Raw genomic sequence first — 23436 nt, forward strand, 5'->3', positions numbered from 1 at the left:
TAGTAATGTGTGTAAAAACCAGGACTTTCCATGAAACACTCTTTATTTACAGATTCCGATGGTAAATTTTCCTTAAAGATTAAGCCTGACGATAAATTTTTTGTGGCTATCTGTAAAAGGAAGGACAATCCACATTCCTTTAGTTGTCTGGGTGTTATTCATAACAACATTCCATTGATCCTTGCTGGATTCGGTAAATACAAGAAAAAAAATGCTACCCGTTGTGAAATGGCTTTTTGGCAGGCGGAGGGGGTTATGTATGATGAATCAATCCTGTTAAATACTTCAGGCGCCTATCTGCAGGAGGTAACCTATAAAGCCTTTGAAATCGATTATGAGAGTTATAAGCGGCATATGGCGGAAATGGCTACATTTTCTTCCGAACAAGTAAAGAGAAAAGTAACCAGCAAGTACTTATCAGCGTTTCAGCCAGTTAAGGAAAATGAGGATGAAATCATTTTTCAGCATCGATTTCTGAGAGACTTAACCTCTCCGGATACAGAGGAGGGCTTTAAACCCGATTACTGTGAAATAAGCCAGCGGAATACCTGCCGACATACCGCTGTCGATATGACCCGTCGCGCCACTCTATTGGATAATCTTGGTAAAGGAGTTTCACGATTTTTCTTTCGCAGACTGCCTTTGTCCATGAAATTAAATGAAGGGCTTGTTGAAACGGATCATTTCTTTCTGCTACCTCCTCCGCCAAATGCATTTACAAACATGCATCCCAAAACTCTGGCTATTGCAAAGAGGCTCTATAGTCGTCTGGATGAAATGATTCAGATTGGAGATAATAATCCAATTACCTGTGATAAATTTGAGGCTATCAGGCAGCTTTATAATGAAACCACACAGGACTATGCCTGTGATTATCCAAAACTGATCCATCATATTGAAGACTGGTTAACGGACAAGCGGCAATTAATTGGCACTCATCGAAACGCTCACTGGTTTCAAACGACAACTGCCAGCACCAAAATGTTTAATGAGATCCTTGATGAATATAAGAAACCCAGAGCTGGATAAGTTAACGAACTAACTAGCCGATGACTTTCTTATAAAGCCAGGCATCTTCAACTCCAGCCTGATCATCATAATAATGCTCTTTGATTCCATCGCGTAAAAAACCCATTTTTTCATAGAGCTGAATAGCCCCCGTATTGCTGGGTCTGACTTCCAGAATATAGGTATTGATAAGCGGACTAACTGGTAAATCAAGTAACTGCGTTAAAAGCTGACGCCCAACGCCTTGCTGTTGATACGAAGGAGCAACACACAAATTTAAAATATGACAGACATTGAATGCCTGACGGCAAATACTGTAACCCAGAATCTGTTGCCGGTTTTCTTTAATAGACTCTATGACCCGGCAATCATAACCAACCAGTACGCAATCAACAAGAATACCGCGACTCCAGGGCGCTTTATGCCCCTGAGTTTCAATGGTATATACATCATCAATATCTTCAAGCCTCATCGGCCGTATTGAATACTTCACGGGTATCCTTTAGCTGTGTCATTCCCGAGCCGGCGGAAGAATCTTCTTTTAAAAATCATCGGGGAGAAAGTCAGAGACAATGCCATAAGTTAAAGGAATTCTGCAATTACATGTAGGTTGGGCCCTTGGCCCAACATTGAGCTCTGGAGTGGTTCAAGCCCTGTGTTGGGCCAAGGGCCCAACCTACAATGATTCCTTAACTTATAGCAGTGCTTCTAGCCAGTTTTCTTCTTTGGCATATACAAATCCGTCACTGTACCCTCGAATATTTCAGAGGCCAATGCAACCGATTCAGACAACGTTGGATGCGGATGAATTGTTAAAGCAATATCTTCCACATCACATTCCATTTCAATTGCCAATGAAGCTTCTGAAATCAAGTCGCCTGCATTAATCCCGACAATTCCAGCTCCGAGAATTCGTTTGCTATCAGGACAGAACAGTAATTTGGTCATCCCTTCCTCACGGCCCATACTTAGAGCACGGCCGCTTGCCATCCAGGGAAATACAGCCTTTTCATAGGAAATGCCTTTTTCCTTAGCTTCTTTCTCAGTTAAACCAGTCCAGGCAATCTCAGGATCAGTGTAGGCTACGCTGGGAATACATTTTGGGTCAAAATAGTGTTTTAAACCTGATATTACTTCAGCAGCTACCCTTCCTTCGGGCATCGCTTTATGGGCGAGCATTGGCTGGCCTACTACGTCGCCAATCGCATAAATATGCGGCACATTGGTACGCATCTGGTTATCAACTTTAATAAAGCCTCTATCGTCCACATTGATACCAGCAGCTCCAGCATTAATCGCGCCGCCATTAGGTTTTCTTCCCACGGCAACCAGAACCTGAGCGAATTTCATGGGTTGTTCAGTGGCATGCTGACCTTCCATAGACACATATAAGGCATCTTTTTTTGCCTCAACTGCGGTAACTTTTGTTTTAAGAAGGAATTTGACGCCTTTCTTGCTCATTCGTTTTTGTAAAACATTGACCAAGTCAGAGTCCGCGCCCGGAATTAATTGATCCATGAACTCCACGACTGTCACATTCACCCCGAGGGCAGAATACACCGTCGCCATTTCAAGCCCAATGATTCCACCACCAAGAACGAGCAAATCGCCTTTGATATCTGCCAGTTCCAAAGCGCCTGTTGAGCTGAATATTCTTGGATCTTCAGGAATAAACGGCAATTTAACAGATTCACTGCCCACCGCAATAATCGCATTATCAAAATCAATCGCGGTAGTTTGTCCTTCATTCTCCACTGTAATCTGATGAGTACCTGAAAAACGCCCTACTCCGGTTACGACCTCAACCTTTCGCTGTTTAGCTAGAATCTTCAAGCCGCCAGTCAACTTGCCGATCACTTTATTTTTCCAGCCAACCAGTTTAGTGTTATCGAAGGAAGGTTGGTTGAAACTTACTCCCAAATCATTCATTTCATGCGCTTCATCGACCACTTTGGCGATATGCAGCAGGGCTTTTGAAGGGATACAACCCACGTTTAAGCAAACGCCTCCAAGGCTATTGTAGCGCTCTACCAGAATCACTTTCTTACCTAAATCCGCCGCTCTGAACGCTGCCGTGTAACCACCAGGTCCACTGCCTAAAACAACCACTTCCGCTTTCATATTTACACTCATTAGACGCCTCTTTTAACGTTTAGCACATAATATTTATTAATAACATTGTCTAAAGCAGAACTCTCCGAATATCTGCCAATGTGTCTGCAATATAGCGAGTAAATCTGGCCGCCTCAGCACCATCGATCACCCGGTGATCATAAGATAGAGATAGCGGAAGCATTAAGCGCGGCTTAAATTCTTTTCCATCAAACACAGGTTTAATGCTGGAACGAGATAATCCAAGGATAGCGACCTCAGGACTATTTACTATTGGAGTAAAAGCTGTTCCACCGATACCTCCCAGGCTTGATATGGTAAAGCAGCCGCCACTCATATCAGCAGGCATCAGTCCTTTCTCGCGAGCTTTAGTGCTCAAACGAGCCATTTCCAATGCAATTCCGGCAACATTAAGCTTGTCTACTCCCTGAATAACAGGCACAACCAGACCATTAGGCGTCTCAACAGCAATACCGATATTAAAATACTGTTTAAAAATCAGGTTCTCACCGCTGCTATCTAATGAAGCATTAAATTGGGGAAACACCTGCAATGCTTTGCAAATTACTTTGGTAACAAAAGCCAGCACTGTTAATTTATATCCGGATTTACTGGCGGCCTCTGATTCTGATTTACGAAATGACTCCAGATCGGTGATATCTGCTTCGTCAAACTGGGTGACGTGAGGGATAGTAATCCAGGACCGGTGTACGTTAACACCAGTCAGGCGCTTGATCTTGTTCAAAGGCTTTGTTTCGATCGCTCCGAATTTACTAAAATCAATAGACGGTGCCTGCGGCAATGAAAATCCAGAGCTCGATGGCTTTTCTGCAAGACGGCTTTTTACATAACTCTGAACATCTTCTTTGCTGATACGTCCCTTTCTGCCGCTGCCTTTTACAAGCTTTAAGTCAACGCCAAATTCTCTGGCTAAACGACGAACCGCAGGACCCGCAAAAACACCTGAACTGCTGCCTGATTCTTCAACTTTCTCTTCACGAACTGGCGCTTGCTTCACTTCTGATTCAGCTGGTTTTGTCTCAAGCGATGGTTTCTCTTCCTGAGCTTTAGGTGCAGGCGCTTCTGTCTGCTCTGTGGATTTCATTGTAAGGACCAGAGATCCCTGCGATACCTTATCCCCAACTTTCACAGCAACCTTTTCAACGACGCCCTCTGCTGGAGAAGGAATATCCATTGTGGCTTTATCCCCTTCGAGAGTAATCAAAGCCTGATCTTTTTCAATTGAATCGCCTGCTCTAACCATCACTTCAATGACATCAACATCAGTTGCACCGCCAATATCGGGAATATTCACCGCAAGCAATGAAGTGCCTTGTGGAATAGTTGGCTTTTCTTCGGCTTTAGTCTCAGCCTGTGCTTTAGAGACAGGTTCTTCTTTTTTTTCTTCGCTTTGCTTTGTAGCAGGTAAGCCTTCATCAACTGTTAAAACAAGAATATCATCCCCTTCCGAGACTTTATCGCCAATATTAACCAGCACTGAGTGTACCTTACCGGCTTTAGGCGAGGGGATTTCCATGCTCGCTTTATCGGATTCCAGCGTGATTAAAGGTGTATCGATTTGGACCTCATCACCAGGCTTCACCAATAGTTCAATGACATCCACACCAGCCGCACCCCCGATGTCTGGAACCTTAACTTTCATCTCATCTGACATATTTTTCCTCAGCAAACTGGTCAAACTGTCTTAACGAAGCACCCATATGCTGCACTAAGACGCTTAATTCTTAAGGAACTCTCTCTAACTCTCTCCCCTCAGGGGAGAGAGTTAGAGAGAGGGGTTTAAACCAACCCTCACCCTAGCCCTCTCCCAACTTGGGCGAGGGGATTTCTTTTTAATCTCCACCTTAAATCCTCTCGCCCCTCAGGGGAGAGAGTTAGAGAGAGGGGCTTTAAATCAACCCTCACCCTAGCCCTCTCCCAGCTTGGGCGGGGGGTTTTCTCTTAAGTTGCCACCTATACCCAAGGAAAGGACAACTTAACTTAAAACCTACTGCGTTACAGGATTCGGCTTATCCTTTTTGATCCCATATTTCTTAAACGCATCAGCCATAACCGATTTTGGCAGACTGCCGTCCTTGACTAAAGCTTCCAAGGCTGCAATGACAATATATTTGGCATCCACTTCAAAGAAGTGGCGCAAACGTTCCCTGGTATCACTCCGTCCGTAGCCGTCAGTTCCCAAGGTTACATAATTCGCATTGATATAAGGGCGAACCTGTTCCGCATATAAACGCATATAGTCACTAGCTGCAATAACAGGACCTTTTCGATCAGCGAGTAATTGCGTAACATAGGCTTGCTTGGGAGATTGTTCCGGATTCATTCGATTATAATGTTCAACCGCCAGTCCATCCCGCCGTAGTTCGTTAAAGCTTGTCACACTCCAGACTTCAGAACTTACATCAAAGTCAGAAAGTAACCATGAGGCGGCTTTTTCGACTTCACGCAGGATAGTACCGCAACCCATTAGCTGAACATGGGCTTTCGCTTTCTTCTTATTACTTGCATGCAGTAAATACATTCCCTTGATGATGCCTTCTTCCACACCCTCTGGCATATCAGGTTGAACATAATTCTCATTCATTACTGTGATGTAATAAAATACATTTTCCTGTCTGGTATACATCCGTTCAAGGCCATTTTGCATGATGACTGCCAGTTCATAGGCGTAGGTGGGATCGTAACTGACACAGTTTGGGATTGTTGAGGCCATGATATGGCTGTGACCATCCTGATGCTGCAGACCTTCGCCTGCAAGCGTCGTGCGGCCCGCTGTTCCGCCCAATAAAAAGCCGCGTGCCTGCATATCCCCAGCAGCCCAGGCCAGATCACCAACCCGTTGGAAACCAAACATGGAATAATAGATATAAAAAGGAATCATGGCTAACTTGTTGGAACTATAAGAAGTTCCAGCTGCTATCCAGGAACAGAACGCACCCGCTTCATTAATACCTTCCTCCAGAATCTGACCGTCACGCGCTTCACGGTAATACATCACCTGCTCGTGATCCACTGGCGTGTAAAGCTGCCCCACGGGAGAGTAAATTCCGATTTGTCTGAATAAGCCTTCCATTCCAAAGGTCCGGCATTCATCAGGCACTATTGGCACAATCCGGGGACCTAGCACCTTGTCTTTCAATAGAACTGACAAAATTCTGACAAAGGCCATTGTCGTGGATATTTCACGATCACCCGTTCCCTTAGTCACCGCAGAAAACGCAGACAAGTCAGGAACAAGCAAAGGTTCAACACTGGTATTACGTGCCGGCAGATAGCCGCCCAATGCTTCGCGCTGTTTGCGAATATATTGTATTTCAGGACTATCTTCAGAAGGACGATAAAAAGGAATCTCGGTAATTTCTGCATCGCTGACAGGAATACTGAAACGATCACGGAAAGCCCTGAGTTGCTCAATCGACATTTTCTTTTGCTGATGGGTTATATTTTGCCCCTCGCCTGCCGCCCCCATTCCATAGCCTTTAATTGTTTTTGCAAGAATTACGGTGGGACGTCCTTTATGCTCAACTGCCTCGGCATAAGCGGCATATACTTTCTGCGCATCATGACCACCGCGGTTGAGCCGCCAGATTTCTTCATCTGACATGGATTCAACCATTTTTTTCAATTCAGGATACTGTCCAAAAAAATGTTCTCTGACATAAGCGCCGTTATTGGCTTTGTAAGCCTGATAATCGCCGTCAACGCATTCTTCCATACGTTTTTGCATAATTCCGGTTTTATCACGGGCAAACAGGTTATCCCATCGACCACCCCAGATCACTTTGATTACATTCCAACCAGCTCCCCGGAATATGCCTTCCAGCTCCTGAATTATTTTACCGTTACCTCGAACAGGGCCATCAAGGCGCTGCAAGTTGCAGTTTACAACAAAAATCAGATTATCCAGTTTCTCTCTTGCGGCAATAGACAAAGCACCCAGTGATTCGGGTTCATCCATTTCACCATCACCCAGAAATGCCCAGACCTTCCGGCCTTCAGACTTGATTAAGCTTCTGTTTTCGAGATATTTAAGAAAACGCGCCTGATAAATAGCCTGCAGTGGCCCTAAGCCCATTGATACAGTAGGAAATTGCCAGAAATCAGGCATTAACCAGGGATGAGGATAGGATGATAATCCATCAACCTCTACTTCCTGTCGAAAATTGGCTAACTGCTGCTCTGACAAACGTCCTTCAAGGAAGGCGCGAGCATAAATACCAGGAGAAGAATGGCCTTGTATATAAATCAAATCGCCGCCATTTTCGCCATTGGGGCCTTTGAAAAAATAGTTAAAGCCGGTTTCATATAAAGTGGAGGAAGATGCATAAGAAGCAATATGACCTCCCAGCTCAGGAGCATACTTGCCAGCACGAAGCACCATAGCGACAGCATTCCAGCGAATGAGTGCGCCAATTCGTTTTCCAAGGCCTTCATCGGGGGGCATCAATTGCTCTTCATGCGGTTTTATCGTATTGCGGTATGGAGTATGGATTTTATTTTCCAGGGCAACACCTTCTGCATTCGCTTTGTTCAGTAATTGTTGCAGCAAAAAAGCAGCCCGTTCATTCCCGTCATTATTGACCACGGCCTGTAAAGCATCCAGCCATTCACGGGTTTCTATAGGGTCAATATCAGTATTTATTTCATTCGCCATGAATGTTTCCTCGTAAATCTAATGTATTAACAAACTGGGGCAGCTCTCAGTTCCTTATGAATTTTTCCGCCACAGGCCTGGATGCAAACCTGGTAATCTGCTTTGCAGTTACAAGTTGTTTTGCGGCATTGTAGTGGATCCCGGTAAGATTTCAACTGACGTGCAATAGTTCCCCCCCGGATAACCTGTTCTCGCTGATACTGACGATAACTGAGTTTGCTCGTCTGGTTCGCATGAGCAGAACATTGCACACAATTATTTCTGCAGCTTCCCTGGCATTTTTCTTGTTTAATTTCACAACCCTGAGAGCAATTCTCAAACTCAATATTGGTTTCTCTGATCACACGATGCTCAGAGCATGCGCTAACGAAGAATAACAAACATGTCATTAATACAAAAACTACCTGTTTCATAAAATTACTCACTTTCCATAATTGGGTTGATATTCAGTAACTTTAATTACCTGACGAAAAAGCAGACTCTCTTTATAGCCAGGCAACCAGAGTAAAGAAAGCAATCAGCACTAAAAATACAACCAGCGCATGCTCTACCAAAGTCTGAGCATTGGTTAAGCTCACGGTGTCTCCATCATGAAGTTTTGCAGCAAAAATTCCACCCTCACTCAGAAATTGTTCATTTGTATCTGGGGCACTCAGGAATCGTTCTCTGTAAAAGATAAATCCACGCTGAAAATTTCCAACCAGTAGATATAGCATGACAGTAACCCTTGCCGTTACCCAGTCCAATAGGCTAACTATTAACGCTGCCGGCTGAGCAATGGGCTGATATTTCACTGATAGTGTTAATAATCTGTAGAACAAAAGTCCCAATGGACCAGCCACAATATACCAGAAGATAACCGCGAATAATTGACTATTCACCAGGTAGAAATAATGACCAGCTGTTTTGTCTCCATCAGAGTGTTCAGGGTCTGAGTTAACGGGATAAAAAGGATTTTCAGGACCAATGCAATAATAGAAAATAAAAAGATTCAGTAATAATCCGATAAAACCAAAGAACCAGGGGCCAATTAAACACAAGAGCAACCAAAGCAGTAAAACCGGTGGCAAAACAACGAGAGCCAAAAGAAAATAAGAATTTTGTAAAATTTCACTCTTAGGAAGCATGCCCGCAATACGCTGAAAATAAGCGCCGAACCAATTAAAGCGATGCTGTGACACCGAATGAATCAAATAACGCTCACTGAGTAATGAAAGTACAATAATCAACAATTTCATATTAGTCCTTACGCATCTTGTCAGACAACGCTATCGGCGTTGGATATTTTAATACTACTAAATAGGAAGAAACGATAAAGGTCAAAATTGTGGTTGCCTGGATTAAATTGGTCGCCACTTCCGAAATTAGTTTGGTACTAAATGCTATACTGCCTACCAATAGAGAAAATTCACTCGCCTGTCCCAAGCGCAACCCCACCTCTTTGGCAACGCTCTTCTTTTCACCTGCCTTAAACAAAAGAAAATTAAATAATACAGGTTTTAAAATTAACATTAGAATAGAGAGTAGCAAAGCGGGAATAATCACTTGCGCTGCAAACCCGAAATTAAAGGTCGCACCAATTGAGAAGAAAAACATAACCAGGAAGAAGTCACGAAGGGGTTTCAGACTTTCCGCAATGTAAAGTGAAATGGGACTTGATGCCAGAGCAACTCCAGCTACAAAGGCGCCAATATCTTCAGAAAGCCCTACTTCCTGGGCAAGCACTGACATACCCAGACACCAACCAATAGATAACAGGAAAACATATTCCTGGGTTCTATCAAATCGGGCCAGTAACTTAACCAGAATATAGCGCTCAACCGCAAAGGCAAATAAGGTTAACGCTGGCAATGCGACACCCACCAGAACCAAATCATCGACGGAGTACCCGCCGCCCTGCTGTGCACCATTAATCAGGATCAGAACGATAATGGCAATGACGTCCTGCATAAGCAGGATACTAATCATTACCTCACCGGTATGCTGGTGATGCAGAATGGTTGTAGGTAAAAGTTTCAGACCGATAATCGTACTCGAAAACATCATTGCTGCGCCCAGAACCGCAGACTCCATATTGGTTAATCCAAACCAGCGGCCAATCAGATAGGAAACCAGAGCAAAAAAGATGGAACTCACCAGTGCAATCCAGGTGATCTTTTTAAGCATGTGAACCAGATTTTGCGGCTGCAGGTGAAGGCCAAGCAAAAAAAGCAGAAACACTATGCCCATATCGCCAACCTGCTGAACAGTGCTGACATCACCTACAAGCTTTAACCCCCAGGGCCCCAGAACTGCGCCTAATAATATGTAGGCTACTAAAAGCGATTGCCTGGTGTAAAGCACCAAAGTCGAGAAGACAGCAGCTCCTGCAAAGATTAGGAAAATAGTATAAAAAACCGAACCATCATGCATAAACACAAGCCTCGAACATGCTAACCATATAGAAATGAATATCGATTATTAAGCGATTTCCGAATAAGGCACCACTGCTTAACCGTGTATAAATACTGCGCGAACTAAGAATATCACAGTTTAGCGTTAATGTTATGAATAATTAGACAATTAATCGCTAATGAACGCAAGCCTTCATACGAGACAGTCAATGATAGCCTTCCTGTGTCGATTTCCCTCGAAATACATGATAGGCGTATGCAGTGTATGCTATCAGAATGGGTAACATAATCACTACACCTACCAGAATAAAGAGCAGGGTTGAAGTCGGTGCCGCCGCTTCCCATATAGTAACCTGATGCGGGATCAGGTAAGGAAATACGCTAATGCCGATTCCCGTGTAGGCACATAAAAAAATTATCACACTACAGATAAACGGCCGCCATTCCTGCTTAAGATTAAGGCTTCGCCATGTCATCCAGATCATAAGTGCTGTGATCCCGGGCAAAGGCAACAGCAGAATAAAATTGGGAAAACTATACCAACGCTCAAATATTTCACTGCTATGTAAAGGTGTCCATATACTGACAATAACAAGAAAGAAGCTAACCATTATCAGAAAGCCTCTGGCAAAATGAATCATTTTTCGCTGCAGATGCCCTTCGCTTTTAATGATTAGCCAGGTAGCACCCAGAAGCCCATAACCACAAATCAAGGCAATTCCTGTTAATAAGCTAAAGGGAGTAAGCCAATCCGTTTCGCTGATGGTCATCGCTGCTTCATTAATTGGGAAACCGCGCACAAAACTACCTAAAATGACTCCCTGAAAAAAAGCGGCGGAAATCGAGCTGATTGTAAACAACCAGTTCCATAGCGGCTTTGAACGTTCCGCTTTAAACCTGAATTCAAAACTCACTCCGCGGAATATCAATGCCAATAACATCAGCATTAAAGGCATATATAAAATGGGTAATAAGAGACCATATGCTATGGGAAAAGCACCATAAAGCACCGCGCCTCCAAAAACCAGCCAGGTCTCGTTTCCATCCCAGACCGGTGCCACAGAATTCATCATTTTATCGCGCTCTGCTTCGCTTTGGGTAAAGGGGAATAAAATACCTATTCCCAGATCAAAGCCATCTAAAATGACGTACATTATAATGATAAAACCTAAAATTACCGCAAAGAGAAAAGCCAGCATTATTCGTCCTCTCCTGGTTTGTCGGTCATATACTGGAAGGAATGATGCTCGGACTTGTCTGCATTAAGCGCATGGGGCCCGAGTCGTATGGTTTTGAATAGGTAAGTCAGATAAAAACCAAAGACGATGCCATAGACAAGCACAAGTAAACTAAATGATATGGCAACTTCCTCCGTACCAATTGCGGAAACAGCGTTCTGAGTCCTTAGGAGATTATATACAACCCAGGGCTGACGGCCGATTTCTGCTGTTAACCATCCGCTAATGCTGGCGACGAAACCTAAGGGAGAAATCATCAGACACCATCGATGGAACCAGGAAGCATGGTAAAGTTTACCTCTGAAACGCAAATAAAGGGCAGCCAGAGCAGTCAATAGCATTAGCAGCCCTATCCCCACCATCACACGGAAAGAAAAGAATACCGGTGCAACACGCGGTTGATCTGCAGGTGGAACCGATTTAAGCCCCAGCATTTCACCATCCCAATGGTGAGTATTAATGAGACTGGCCAATCCTGGAATTTCCACCGAATAATAATTTTTCTGCTCTTGCTGCGACGGCCAGGCGAATAATACAAGCGGGGCAGCTTTTTGTGTCTCCCAAACGCCCTCCATTGCAGCGGTTTTTAATGGCTGATGCTCGTGTACAACCAGACCGACGACATCGCCAACAAAAATCTGTACTGGAACAACGATTAAGGCTGCCCACATAGCAAAAGAAAGACAGGTAGTGGCGACCTGGTAATGAATCCCTTTGATTAAATGATAACTTGCTACCGCAGCGACCACGAAACAGGTAGTCGCATAGGATGCAAGAAGCATGTGTAACATACGCGGTAAAAAAGAAGGATTAAATACCACTTCCAGCCAACTGGAAACCACATATTTCCCAGCGATAAGCTCATAACCAGTCGGCGTCTGCATCCATGAGTTTGCGGACATAATCCAGAACGCAGAAATTGTTGTACCCACAGTAACCAGCAAGGTGGCGATAAAATGAAAGCCTGGCGAAACCCGATTCCAGCCAAATAGCATAACGCCAAGAAATCCTGCCTCCAGAAAGAAAGCAGTCAGGGTTTCATAAGCAAATAGAGCGCCTAGAACGTTGCCAAATTGAGCGATGAAGGGCCCAAAGTTAGTCCCTATCTGATAGGCAAGTACAATCCCGGAAACAACGCCCATGCCAAAGGTCAAGGCAAAAATTTTGGTCCAGAACTTACAAATTCTCAGATAAAGCGGGTTTCCAGTTTTAAGCCATGCAGATTCCATAATAACCAGAAATACGGCTAGCCCCAGATTTAAGGTAGGGAACAAAATATGAAAACCAATGCTAAATCCGAATTGTATTCTCGATAAGAGCTCAACCATTCGCTTCTCCAGGGGATGTGGGAACAGGCTTGTTAAAGAAACAAGGCAAGAGAACAACTTATTATAGCGCCTAAATCAGCACAGGCTCAATTGATAATTTATAATTTTCCAGTGCATCGCATGTATCGCCTCTGCCAGGACAAGTCCGTAATAGACAATTCCTGTCCAAGCTGATAAGATTTTAATTTTCTCTTAACAGTCAGCAACAATTTGGGTTAAAATAACCTGTTGTAATATTCTTGGGAAATATCGTTTGTCTAACTATTTCAGGGAGCATAACACTTAATGGTATACGGCAACGAGCATTTACCTGCTACTGTAAAGAGTCGCTTTTCTTTTTTTAAACCCTGGATAGTATGGGGACTGGGTTGTCTTTTCTACTTTTATGAATGGGTTTTGCAGGTCTCACCTGGCGTAATGAGTAATGAGCTTATGCGTGACTTCGCGGTTACCAGTCAGACACTCGGCATTATGTCCGGTATTTATTTTTATTCCTATGCCATCATGCAATTACCCGGCGGCGTTCTGATGGATTACTTCGGTCCGCAGCGATTGCTAACGATAGCCACACTGATTTGCGCATTAAGTACAATTGGTTTCGGGATGACTGAAAATTTCTTTGCTGCCTGTTTCGCGCGCCTGATGATTGGCTTTGGCTCAGCATTTGCTGCGGTGGGCGCGATGAAGCTTGCCGCCAACTGGTTTCCAGCAAATCGTTTCGCTCTTCTGACCGGGATGATGGTAACCATTGGAATGTTAGGTGCCATTGGGGGTGAAACACCTCTTGCTATATTTATTGACTATGCGGGCTGGCGCCACAGTATGACGATTCTGGGCTGTATTGGTATTGTACTGGCCATTTTAATACTGCTAATCGCAAAGGATGCTCCTTCAGATGGCGCCATCCACCACGAGCATCATGCTGATGAAGAACCTTTAGTTTCCAGTTTGCTCGCTATTATCAAAAACAAACAACTCTGGCTTGTCGCCCTTTATGGCGGCCTTATGTATATGGCAACCCCGGTATTTTGCGGATTATGGGGCGTTCCCTATCTTATGTTCAAAATGGGTATCAGCAAAGCAGTTGCCGCCAATCTTATCTCACTGGTTTTCGTAGGCTGGGCTATCGCAAGTCCTTTATGGGGAATTTTTTCCAACCGAATCGGCAGAAGAAAACCTTCACTCTACATCGGTAGCATCGGGGCGCTGATTACTTCCTTGTTATTTTTATATGCCCCCATTGAGTCCAAACTGGTTACTCAATTCCTTTTGTTTTTATTCGGAGTATTCTCCTCAGGTTTTCTACCCGCTTTTGCGGTTGCCAAAGAAATCTGCAGCCGCCGCTATGTCGCTACCAGTCTGAGTTTTATGAATATGATGAATATGGTAGGGATCGCCATTGCCCAACCTTTAATCGGTTTTATACTGGATTGGTTGTGGCAAGGCGAAATCATTGATAAAGTTCGCGTCTATCCCTTGGAAGCCTACCACATTGCTTTGGCCATTTTGCCAATTGGCATACTGGTTTCCCTGCTTATATTGCCCAGGATAAAAGAGACTTATTGTAATAATGTTCAATAATGCACTTTTGAAATCTATTGAATGAGAAGTTGAAGAAGCTATGTCTAAAAAATTATATATTAAAACCAATGGCTGCCAGATGAACGAGTATGATTCCTCAAAAATGGCAGAAGTCTTATTGCAATCGCATGGTTTACACAAAACCGAGCAGGTGGAAGAAGCAGATGTTATTTTATTAAATACTTGCTCAATCCGTGAAAAAGCGCAGGAAAAAGTGTTCTCCCAGTTAGGCCAGTGGCGGGAATTTAAAGCACAAAATCCCGATGTGATTATTGGTGTAGGCGGTTGTGTGGCCAGCCAGGAAGGAGCCGATATTATCAAACGGGCACCTTTCGTGGATCTTGTATTTGGTCCGCAAACACTTCATCGCCTGCCCGATCTGATTGAAGAGCGTCTTAAATCAAAAAAACCAGTGGTTGACATCAGTTTTCCTGAAATCGAAAAATTTGACCATTTACCAGCTCCACGAGCAGAAGGACCTGTCGCATTTGTATCGATTATGGAAGGATGCAGTAAATATTGCAGCTATTGTGTTGTTCCCTACACCCGTGGTGAAGAAATCAGCCGGCCCTTTGATGACGTATTAGTTGAATGCTATCAATTAGCGGCTCAGGGAGTGAGGGAAATCAACCTTCTGGGTCAGAATGTTAATGATTACCGTGGTAAGATGAATTCCGGGGAGATAGCTGATCTGGCTCTTTTGATTCATTATCTGGCCGCTATTGATGGAATCGGACGCATCCGCTTTACCACCTCGCATCCACTGGCATTTTCAGATAATTTAATCAATGCCTATGCCGAAGTTCCGGAACTTGCCAACCATCTGCATCTACCCGTACAGAGCGGCTCTGATCGCATTTTAAGTATGATGAAGCGCGGATATACCGCACTTGAGTTTAAATCAAGAATCCGAAAATTACGTAAAGTCAGACCTGATATTCGTTTATCCACTGACATAATCGTTGGATTTCCCGGAGAAACCGATAAAGACTTCCAGGATACAATGGATTTGGTTCATGAAATCGGCTTCGATACTTCGTTTAGCTTTATATACAGCGCCAGGCCAGGTACACCTGCTGCCAATTTACCTGATGAAACACCGATGGAGGTTAAAAAGCAGCGTTTGCAGATATTACAGAATCGCCTGCTGACTAATGCCTCAAATTATAGTAAAGCGATGGTGGGAAGCACTCAGAGAATATTGATCACAGGAGCTTCCAAGAAAAATAAAGAGCAACTCGCTGGACGAACCGAATGCAATCGCGTGGTCAACTTTGATGGCCCTGCATCATTAATTGGTCAGTTTAGATCAGTCAGCATTACTGAATCCTTACCAAACTCTCTGCGTGGCCGTTTAATTAAAGATGAGGAACTGGCACTTAATGATTGACGTTGATACAAAAAAATTAATGATTCCCCGTGAACTCCACGGGGAACGCATTGATGTGGTTCTCGCCAGAATGCTCCCTGATTATTCTCGCTCCCAGCTCAGCCAATGGTTAAAACAGGGAAAAATTACTGTTGATAGTCGAACTCTTAAACCTAAAGACAAAGTAAATCATGGAAGTCTCATACAACTGAATCTTGACCAGTTAACAGAAAATAAAACAGGAATTGCCGAGGCCGAAGACATTCCACTCGATATTGTTTATGAAGATGACTATCTGCTGGTAATAAATAAGCCCGCAGGTCTTGTTGTTCACCCCGGGGCAGGAAATTGGGAGCACACCCTGGTGAATGCCCTTTTGCATCATCTCCCGCAATTATCCGCATTACCACGTGCGGGTTTAATACACCGCCTTGACAAGGACACCACCGGTTTACTGGTTATCGCCAAAACACTGACTGTCCATACTCAATTGACAAGACAAATGCAGGAACGGGAAATTCATCGCCATTATCTGACTCTGGTTCAGGGGCATTTAATTTCCGGAGGCGAAATAGCCACCTGTTTTGGCCGGCATCCATCAAACAGGCTGAAAATGGCAGTTTGTGCGCAAGGGAGAGAGGCAGTTACCCATTACTCAATCAAAAAACAATACCAATACTTTACCCTGCTTGAAGTGCAGTTATTAACTGGAAGAACGCATCAGATCCGCGTACATATGGCTCATATCAAGCATCCGGTGTTTGGTGATCAGTTGTATGGAGGGCGAACCCGCGTACCCGCCGAGGCCGATGAAAGCCTGATTAAATTGTTGCAGCAATTCAAACGGCAGGCACTCCATGCTTACACTTTAAGTTTTGAACATCCGCATTCTGATGAGATGGTGAGTTTCAGCGCCCCATTACCTGAAGATTTCGCTACTTTGCTGAGTGCACTGGATCAATACAAGGAAAATAAATGACTTATTTGCAGGCCAATTGGAACGCAGCAGCGAATGTCAGAGCAGTGACAACTACTCGTTTACAAGGTTTCAGTCAGCATCCCTTTGATAAAAACAATCTGGGACAACATGTCGGAGATAATCCGGAGCATGTGCAGGCCAACCGTGCCTCTCTGGTGGACTCGCTCAAACTGCCTGCAGACCCTGAATGGCTTGAACAGACACACAGTACGGATTGCGTTATTGTAGAGCAGGATAATAACCGTCAGGCTGATGCCGCTATCACGCGCTCCAATCAGCGCGTATTGGCGATTATGACTGCCGATTGTTTACCCATCATACTCTCAAACACCCAGGGCGATGAAGTGGCGGCTATTCATGCAGGCTGGCGCGGATTGGCCAATGGTATTATTGAAAACACCCTGGCTAAAATGACCAGCAAGCCTCAGGATCTCATTGCCTGGGTCGGACCTGCGATTTGTCAATCCTGCTATCAGACCGGCCCGGAAGTATATGATTGCTTTCTCACACAATACCCATTTGTTCATGATTGCTTTTTGGCTGATGATTCCAAATGGCGGGCGAATCTGTCTGCAATCGCTGAAAAAATCCTTGCTCATCACCATGTTGCTCAGATCGCTCAGTCCAATGTCTGTACATTTGAGCAAAAAAATGAATTTTATTCCTACCGCCGTGCAGCACAAACAGGTAGAATGGCTACTCTTGTGTGGTTTATTTAGTAACAGGTTTTAATAACAGGAAAAAAATTATGTTTCGTCATTTGCGTTTATTGGGGAGCGGTATTTTACTGGCTCTTCTCTCCTCCTCCGCCCTGGCAGCAGAACAGGAAGCTCCGATGCCGAGTCTGGCTCCCGTTCTTAAAAATGCGATGCCAGCCATTGTGAATGTCGCTGTTCAGGGCATTCTTCCACCGGCAGGCCCAACTGAAGATGAAGAAGATGAAGATAACAATCAGGAAAGCCAGCAAGGCACTCCTCCCAAGCCTAAAAAATTTCAAAGCATTGGTTCAGGCGTCATCGTTGATCCTGAACACGGAATTATTATTACCAACGACCATGTGATTCGTAATGCCAATCTTATTACGGTCACCTTGAACGACGGCAGACGTCTTAAGGCCAAACTAATTGGCGGCGATGCGGATACTGATCTTGCCGTGTTGAAGATTGATGCTAAAAATCTGAAAACCTTGCCTATTGGTGATTCTGACAAAGTAGAAGTTGGTGATTTTGTCGTTGCGATTGGAAATCCATTCGGATTAAACAGTTTTGGAAACAGTCAGACCGCAACCTTTGGTATCGTTAGCGCCATGAAACGCAGTGATCTGAATATTGAAGGCATCGAAAACTTCATTCAGACAGATGCTGCCATCAATCCAGGTAACTCAGGCGGCGCACTGGTTAATGCGAAGGGTGAGCTCATTGGTATTAACACAGCCATTCTGTCTCCATATGGTGGTAACGTGGGAATAGGCTTTGCCATTCCGGTCAATATGGCTAAAGACGTTGTTCAGCAAATCATGCAGTTCGGTTCTATTCATCGTGGTCTGATGGGAATATTCGTACAGCATCTGACTCCCGAACTGGCACAGGCAATGGGATACTCTGAAGATTTTCAGGGTGCATTGGTTGCGCAGGTCAATGAAGACTCTCCAGCTGAAAAAGCCGGTCTTAAGCCTGGTGATGTGATTACCCAAATCAATAATACTAAAATTACACAGGCCACTCAGGTTAAAACTACAATCAGCCTGCTGCGAGTAGGTAGTGAAGCCAAAATGACTGTACGCCGCGACGGAAAAGATATTACGCTTACCGCTGTCGTCACAGACATCAAAAAACATGAGCAAAAATTACAGGCCAATAACCCATTCCTTTATGGACTGGCGATTCGCAATTATGAGCAGGATTCTCCCCTTCATGGCAATGTAGTGGGCGTTCAGGTGACTGGCGCCTCTGAGAACAGTGCCGGATGGAGAGCAGGATTACGCCCAGGAGATATTATCATTAGTGCAAATAAGCAACCGACGCCTAATGTTAAAGCCCTGCAAAACATTGCCATGCAGAAAAAACAACAACTTCTGGTACAAGTTTTACGTGGCCCAGGGGCATTGTACATTCTGATTATTTAACTAAAGCTCCCATACCTGCCTCGGCTTGTCCGAGGCAGGCTTTAATCTGAATGTTTTGGCGTTAACTCAACCTGACATTACTAACTGAAACTTCTGTCTGTACTACGTCATTTTGTTGACTATTTTTCATTTGCGTGACTGCACTTCTGTATTGACGAGTTGTCTCAGGATTAATTGATTGTTTTTCTGTAGGCTGCTGTATTTCTTCTTTCTGAACAGCTTGTAAGGATTTACTATTATTCCATCCTAATTTACCCAGGAAAGTAACAGGCAAGATACGTTGCTTATTAATGGCTTTATACAATGCCGATTGCGGGTCGTTCACAATAACCCTTAATTTGTCTTCATTTATATCCGGGGGTAACTTGTTAATTTCAGAAATGATAGCATTTAATTTTTCAGAGCTATTCATCCAATATGGATTAAAACTTTTTGTGCCCGCCTCCAGACGCTCAATTTGCTGTAAAAGCGCTTTACCCGGCATGCCACAACCCTCTAATTTATAGCGGTAAAGGTCATTTGCGTCATAGCTTTCTGGTAGAGGAATTAATAACTCAGCTAATGGAGCAAGTTTCTCAGTCTTAATAGAATAATTTTTTTCTAATGCGCCGGCATAATCCAGTTGCCTTAAGACTATTTCTTCATCCATTGAAACATTTGCGTTTAACATGGCGCCTAAGGCAAACTTTAATGAGTCAAATGTTGGTCTGAAATCCCCGCTTTTATGATCAATTGCAACTAATTTATTATTTTCATCAAAGAATGCATTTCCAGCAGAAACACAAAGCGCTTCTCTTGGGTTTTTATCAGCCATTTGATAATGCGCAGGGATGTGCTGGCGCGGCGCACCTTCGGCTGCAAATACCAGTTCCCCAGTAGTTCTCAATAGAAATCGGACAACTTTATACTCCTGCTGATTGACTCACTCTAATTTAGACCGCTTACAATCGGGTCTGTCAAGTAGTTCGTTAAGCCTGTTTCCCTTGACGATAAAGGGATCATTATTGACTACTCGTACATGATCTATCTTTTTTGGTTTAGCTTCTACAGGCTTAAAAACATCTGTTAAAGGGGTAACCACGTTAATATCCACGGGGACTACATGTGTATAATTATAATGCACATTCGTAGAAGTAGTGTTGGCTATAACCAATTTTTGAATTGCAGCGTTTGAATAATTCATCGGATGCAATCAGAAAAAAGTAATTTTACCACTTGACAGGATCACCAATCCGAGACAAAATGGCGACCTTCGTGGCTATGTAGCTCAGCCGGTTAGAGCGCGGCACTCATAATGCTGAGGTCGGTGGTTCGAGTCCACCCATAGCCACCATATTACTCGTTACGACACATCATCCTTAACATTGACAAACCATTCTGTTAAATTCAAATTAAAACGTAACTCCCAAGGTTGTGGATAAATTTGATTTAATTCAATCAAATCGTCTCAACCTGAACGCAGTGAAGAATCTCCTGAATCTGGCTCAGTTCTAAGCAGTTTGAGATCCTTCGCTATGCTCAGGATGACGTACCTGGGGAGTTACATTAGAACTTCTCTTCATGAAGATTGTATTAATTTGATAGAGCAGTAGTTATCATACACGCTCATTATTTATCAACAGGTAAACAACTATGCATGAAATAGCAATGATTTTTTGCCCATCCGCACCCAATTTTGAAATAGCCTCCAGCAAAGACCTTAGCTTAAATAAACCACCAACCATGTGGGGTTACGATGACGTCAATCGTTTTAAGCGCCATGATGTAAAGATCATTGCCAGTGTACTTAATGATCATATTGACAGGCTCTTTAAAGGAACAACGATGACCACATACAGAAAAGAATATACTGTCAATGCGCTGCAACGCTCTGGCTCTGTCGTTATTTTTTCGGATAAGGACGAGGAAACCCAAAAGGCCGTTGATGAAGTGAATAAACTATGCAAAGGAAAGAAAATAATTCTGGTTACCCAGCGAGACAACGACAACGTTCCTGAGAATAAACAAATTGACAGCATCATTTCTTTGGATCTTAAAGAGCAGTCAAATCAGCTCTGGCATCGGATTGAAGACGAGTTAAATCAATTACTTCCCAACGAAGAGGCACGCGAGCATCTGGAAGGATCTTCCACATGCAGCTTATTATAACTTAAGCTCCTGAAAGCACCTGTTTTAAAGGTATTTAATTCACAAAAAGTCTATTGTCGCCGTTCTTTTTTCGCTATGATGTGGGCAACATGGATTTAATGGTTGTTGAATGCGAACAGGTGCGTTAGTAATTTCTTTATTGTTTCTAACATTCACTGCTTTTTCTGCAGAGGTTGGTCTTAAAACAATAACTATCGATGGTGAGAAAGCTTATGTGCTGGAAGCTGGCGCTTTTCCCAAAGAAAGCAGTGCCTTACAGCTTAAGCTTAAATTGTCTGCCCTTTTTAAGCAGCCATTAACCATTGATTATGAGACAAACAGAAAACTGTTTGTCGTCAAAATGGGGCCGATTAAAAATCTCGAACAGGCTAAAGAACTCCAGAAATTATTAGGCAACGACACCCCCAAATCAGTCAGCACTCCAATTGCCTCAAATTCTAAAACAACTAATTCAGGCACTGCCCCTTCTGCTGATTCCACAAAAAAATTGTGGAACCTGCGAGGTGCCGATATTCGAGCGGTGATTGCTGAAGTCTCACGCGTAACCGGCAAAAACTTTATCATCGATCCGCGGGTCCAGGGTAAAATATCGATTGTCGCCAGCACACCCATGTCTGATAAGGAGCTCTATCAGGTCTTTCTTTCCATGTTGCAGGTTTCTGGTTATGCCGCTATTCCTTCTGGCGATGTAATCAAAATTGTACCCAATATTGACGCCAAAACAATTTCTCCCGACTATGAATACGATTTGAAATCGCCGCCTCGCGGCGACGATATGCTGGTTGAAGTAATCCCGGTGAAGTATGTTCCCTCCGAACAACTGGTCCCTGTATTGCGCCCGCTGATGCCGCAATGGAGCAGTGTTTCCGCCTATGCGCCTTCCAACATGCTGATTCTTTCAGGCCGCGCAAGCAATATCCGTAAACTGGCCTCGATTATTAAGCAAGTTGATAGTTCGACTAGTAATGGAATAGATATCGTTCCCTTGCATTTTGCGCTGGCTATGGACGTGGTGGCCACCTTAAAAGATCTGATGAAAACTCAGCCCGGTTCAACAGTACATTCGCAAACGATGCTTGCAGCAGATGATCGAAGCAATGCGATTTTGATCAGCGGCAATAAAACAGAGCGGATTCGGCTTCGTCTTTTAATTTCCCGGTTAGACAGACAACATCCTAATGGTACTAACAGTAACACCCAGGTAATTTATCTGAATTATTTACGAGCTGAAGATCTGGTTCCTATATTGGCAGGTATTGCCCAGGCCAATTTCAGCGGGAATGTCGGCACAACAATTGGTACAATCACACGCCCTGAGCTTGACAGCACAAACCCCGCTTCCAGCCTTGTTTCCAATAACAGCTCATCCAGTTCCTCCAGTAATAGCAGCAGCGGTAATAATCCCTTCGGCCAGGGGGGCCAATCTGGGAATCCGGCAGCGACGCCAAACACCACTGGAAGTACCACGCAAAATGAAGGCAGCACAAAGCCAACCGTTCAGATTATTGCAGAACCAAACACTAACTCAATTATTCTCAACGCCCCTGTCAGTCTGATTCGGACTTTAAAGGCAGTAATCAATCAACTGGATATCAAACCCGCTCAGTTGCTGATTGAGGCATTGGTTGCAGAAGTGGATGAAAGCGACATCAATAGCCTTGGCATAGAATGGGGTACTGATCGTCAGACAGGCAATCCCGCCAGTTTTTCTCCTGGATTCGCCATTATCAATAGTAAGACCAGTATCGATGATTTCCAGGCACAGATTTATGCGCTGGCTCGGGCAAGGAAGGCCAATATTTTATCCACGCCTTCCGTTGTGGTTCTCGACAATCGCCAGGCAAAAATTCTGGTGGGTAAACAGGTTTCTGTCGCGTCAACCACTTATCCGAACAATGCCGGCGGTACCACCACAGCAAGCCCCTATGTTACCTTTGACAGGGTCAATGTCGCCTTGCATTTATACGTTCGTCCCCAGATCACCCGCGGCCAGGGCATTCAGTTACAGATTGATCAGGGCAATGATACGCTGGATCCATCAACCACTTTAAATACTGATAATCCAACTTTCAAAATCAGCAGTATTGTGACTGCAGTCCATGTTGAAAGCGGCGATATCGTGGTATTGGGAGGACTAACCCAGGATAGTCTGGCAAATGATGATAATAAACTACCTATTATTGGGGATATTCCCGGTGTGGGAAGGCTTTTTCAACATAATATCCGTAATCGTGAAAAACGGGTGTTAATGGTATTTATTCGTCCTATAATTTTAAGAAACCCAAGAGACTCATTTTCGGTAACTGGTGGCAAATACAATGATCTGAGAGAATATCAGCTTGATTCATTACGTCAGCAGGAAAGTTTCCACCAAAGTGACGATGAGATTGTTTTACCTGCTTTGAGTGGAGCTGAATTGCCAAAACCATTTAACCGTGCCATTAAGCAAGTAGTTATCACTCCCATGCCAACTAAATAAT

18 protein-coding genes and 1 tRNA gene are annotated in these 23436 nt (G+C 43.9%); 9 read left to right on the forward strand and 10 right to left on the reverse strand.

All coding sequences use genetic code 11. From position 1 onward, the window contains the following. Positions 1-30 precede the first annotated feature (30 nt). A complete protein-coding gene (locus LXA66_RS03610) occupies positions 31-1029 on the forward strand; it encodes a hypothetical protein (RefSeq protein ID WP_233011954.1) in 999 nt (332 codons plus the stop codon). Positions 1030-1042: 13 nt separating this feature from the next. Here LXA66_RS03610 and rimI read toward each other — a convergent pair whose 3' ends face one another. From rimI to LXA66_RS03655, 9 genes are all read right to left on the reverse strand, one after another. Beyond that, complete coding sequence (gene rimI, locus LXA66_RS03615; protein ID WP_233011955.1) at positions 1043-1501, reverse strand: ribosomal protein S18-alanine N-acetyltransferase; 459 nt, start codon at positions 1499-1501, stop codon at positions 1043-1045. A 215-nt stretch (positions 1502-1716) separates the two neighbouring features. Next, complete coding sequence (lpdA, locus tag LXA66_RS03620; protein ID WP_233011956.1) at positions 1717-3141, reverse strand: dihydrolipoyl dehydrogenase; 1425 nt, start codon at positions 3139-3141, stop codon at positions 1717-1719. Between the two features lie 49 nt (positions 3142-3190). Beyond that, positions 3191-4795: a dihydrolipoyllysine-residue acetyltransferase gene (gene aceF / locus LXA66_RS03625; protein ID WP_233011957.1), complete on the reverse strand. Its 1605-nt coding sequence runs from the start codon at positions 4793-4795 to the stop codon at positions 3191-3193. Positions 4796-5128: 333 nt separating this feature from the next. After that, complete coding sequence (aceE, locus tag LXA66_RS03630) at positions 5129-7795, reverse strand: pyruvate dehydrogenase (acetyl-transferring), homodimeric type (RefSeq protein WP_233011958.1); 2667 nt, start codon at positions 7793-7795, stop codon at positions 5129-5131. Between the two features lie 26 nt (positions 7796-7821). Further along, a complete protein-coding gene (locus tag LXA66_RS03635; protein ID WP_112218598.1) occupies positions 7822-8208 on the reverse strand; it encodes an acyltransferase in 387 nt (128 codons plus the stop codon). A 72-nt stretch (positions 8209-8280) separates the two neighbouring features. Continuing rightward, on the reverse strand, positions 8281-9033 hold the full coding sequence (locus tag LXA66_RS03640) for a hypothetical protein (protein WP_233011959.1): 753 nt from the start codon (positions 9031-9033) through the stop codon (positions 8281-8283). A gap of 1 nt (position 9034) precedes the next feature. After that, a complete protein-coding gene (locus LXA66_RS03645; protein WP_233011960.1) occupies positions 9035-10207 on the reverse strand; it encodes a cation:proton antiporter in 1173 nt (390 codons plus the stop codon). Between the two features lie 187 nt (positions 10208-10394). Further along, positions 10395-11387, reverse strand: coding sequence for a cytochrome d ubiquinol oxidase subunit II (gene cydB / locus LXA66_RS03650; RefSeq protein ID WP_233011961.1), 993 nt, complete (start codon positions 11385-11387; stop codon positions 10395-10397). Beyond that, positions 11387-12754 carry a cytochrome ubiquinol oxidase subunit I gene (locus LXA66_RS03655; RefSeq protein WP_233011962.1) on the reverse strand — a complete coding sequence of 456 codons (1368 nt, stop codon included), beginning with the start codon at positions 12752-12754 and terminating at the stop codon, positions 11387-11389. The genes cydB and LXA66_RS03655 overlap by 1 nt, the downstream gene beginning before the upstream one ends. Positions 12755-13039: 285 nt before the next feature. Here LXA66_RS03655 and LXA66_RS03660 point away from each other — a divergent pair, with 285 nt between their 5' ends. The 5 genes from LXA66_RS03660 (at position 13040) to LXA66_RS03680 (ending at position 18808) form a co-directional block, all read left to right on the forward strand. Beyond that, on the forward strand, positions 13040-14335 hold the full coding sequence (locus LXA66_RS03660) for an MFS transporter (protein WP_233011963.1): 1296 nt from the start codon (positions 13040-13042) through the stop codon (positions 14333-14335). A gap of 40 nt (positions 14336-14375) precedes the next feature. Next, complete coding sequence (gene miaB, locus LXA66_RS03665) at positions 14376-15725, forward strand: tRNA (N6-isopentenyl adenosine(37)-C2)-methylthiotransferase MiaB (protein ID WP_233011964.1); 1350 nt, start codon at positions 14376-14378, stop codon at positions 15723-15725. Further along, positions 15718-16683, forward strand: coding sequence for a 23S rRNA pseudouridine(1911/1915/1917) synthase RluD (rluD, locus tag LXA66_RS03670; protein WP_233011965.1), 966 nt, complete (start codon positions 15718-15720; stop codon positions 16681-16683). The genes miaB and rluD overlap by 8 nt, the downstream gene beginning before the upstream one ends. Continuing rightward, positions 16680-17402, forward strand: coding sequence for a peptidoglycan editing factor PgeF (gene pgeF, locus LXA66_RS03675; protein WP_233011966.1), 723 nt, complete (start codon positions 16680-16682; stop codon positions 17400-17402). The genes rluD and pgeF overlap by 4 nt, the downstream gene beginning before the upstream one ends. 116 nt (positions 17403-17518) lie before the next feature. Beyond that, the gene (locus tag LXA66_RS03680) at positions 17519-18808 is read left to right on the forward strand and encodes a Do family serine endopeptidase (RefSeq protein ID WP_370637159.1); all 1290 of its coding nucleotides are present in this window, start codon (positions 17519-17521) and stop codon (positions 18806-18808) included. Between the two features lie 61 nt (positions 18809-18869). Here the strand turns inward: LXA66_RS03680 and LXA66_RS03685 are convergent, their stop codons facing one another. After that, positions 18870-19622, reverse strand: coding sequence for a hypothetical protein (locus LXA66_RS03685; protein WP_233011968.1), 753 nt, complete (start codon positions 19620-19622; stop codon positions 18870-18872). A 442-nt stretch (positions 19623-20064) separates the two neighbouring features. On the opposite strand from LXA66_RS03685, the gene LXA66_RS03690 reads away from it, so the two are divergent. The 3 genes from LXA66_RS03690 (at position 20065) to lspD (ending at position 23435) form a co-directional block, all read left to right on the forward strand. Then, positions 20065-20141: transfer RNA gene (locus LXA66_RS03690), tRNA-Met, on the forward strand. A 299-nt stretch (positions 20142-20440) separates the two neighbouring features. Beyond that, entirely contained in the window at positions 20441-20956 is a 516-nt protein-coding gene (locus LXA66_RS03695; protein ID WP_233011969.1) for a hypothetical protein, read from the forward strand. A 109-nt stretch (positions 20957-21065) separates the two neighbouring features. Then, positions 21066-23435 (forward strand): GspD family T2SS secretin variant LspD, encoded by a 2370-nt coding sequence (gene lspD, locus LXA66_RS03700; protein WP_233011970.1) that lies wholly within the window; start codon positions 21066-21068, stop codon positions 23433-23435. The last annotated feature ends 1 nt before the right edge of the window (position 23436 follow it).

It is taken from the genome of Legionella sp. 16cNR16C (genome assembly GCF_021297775.1).
GTDB lineage: Bacteria > Pseudomonadota > Gammaproteobacteria > Legionellales > Legionellaceae > Legionella_C > Legionella_C quinlivanii_A.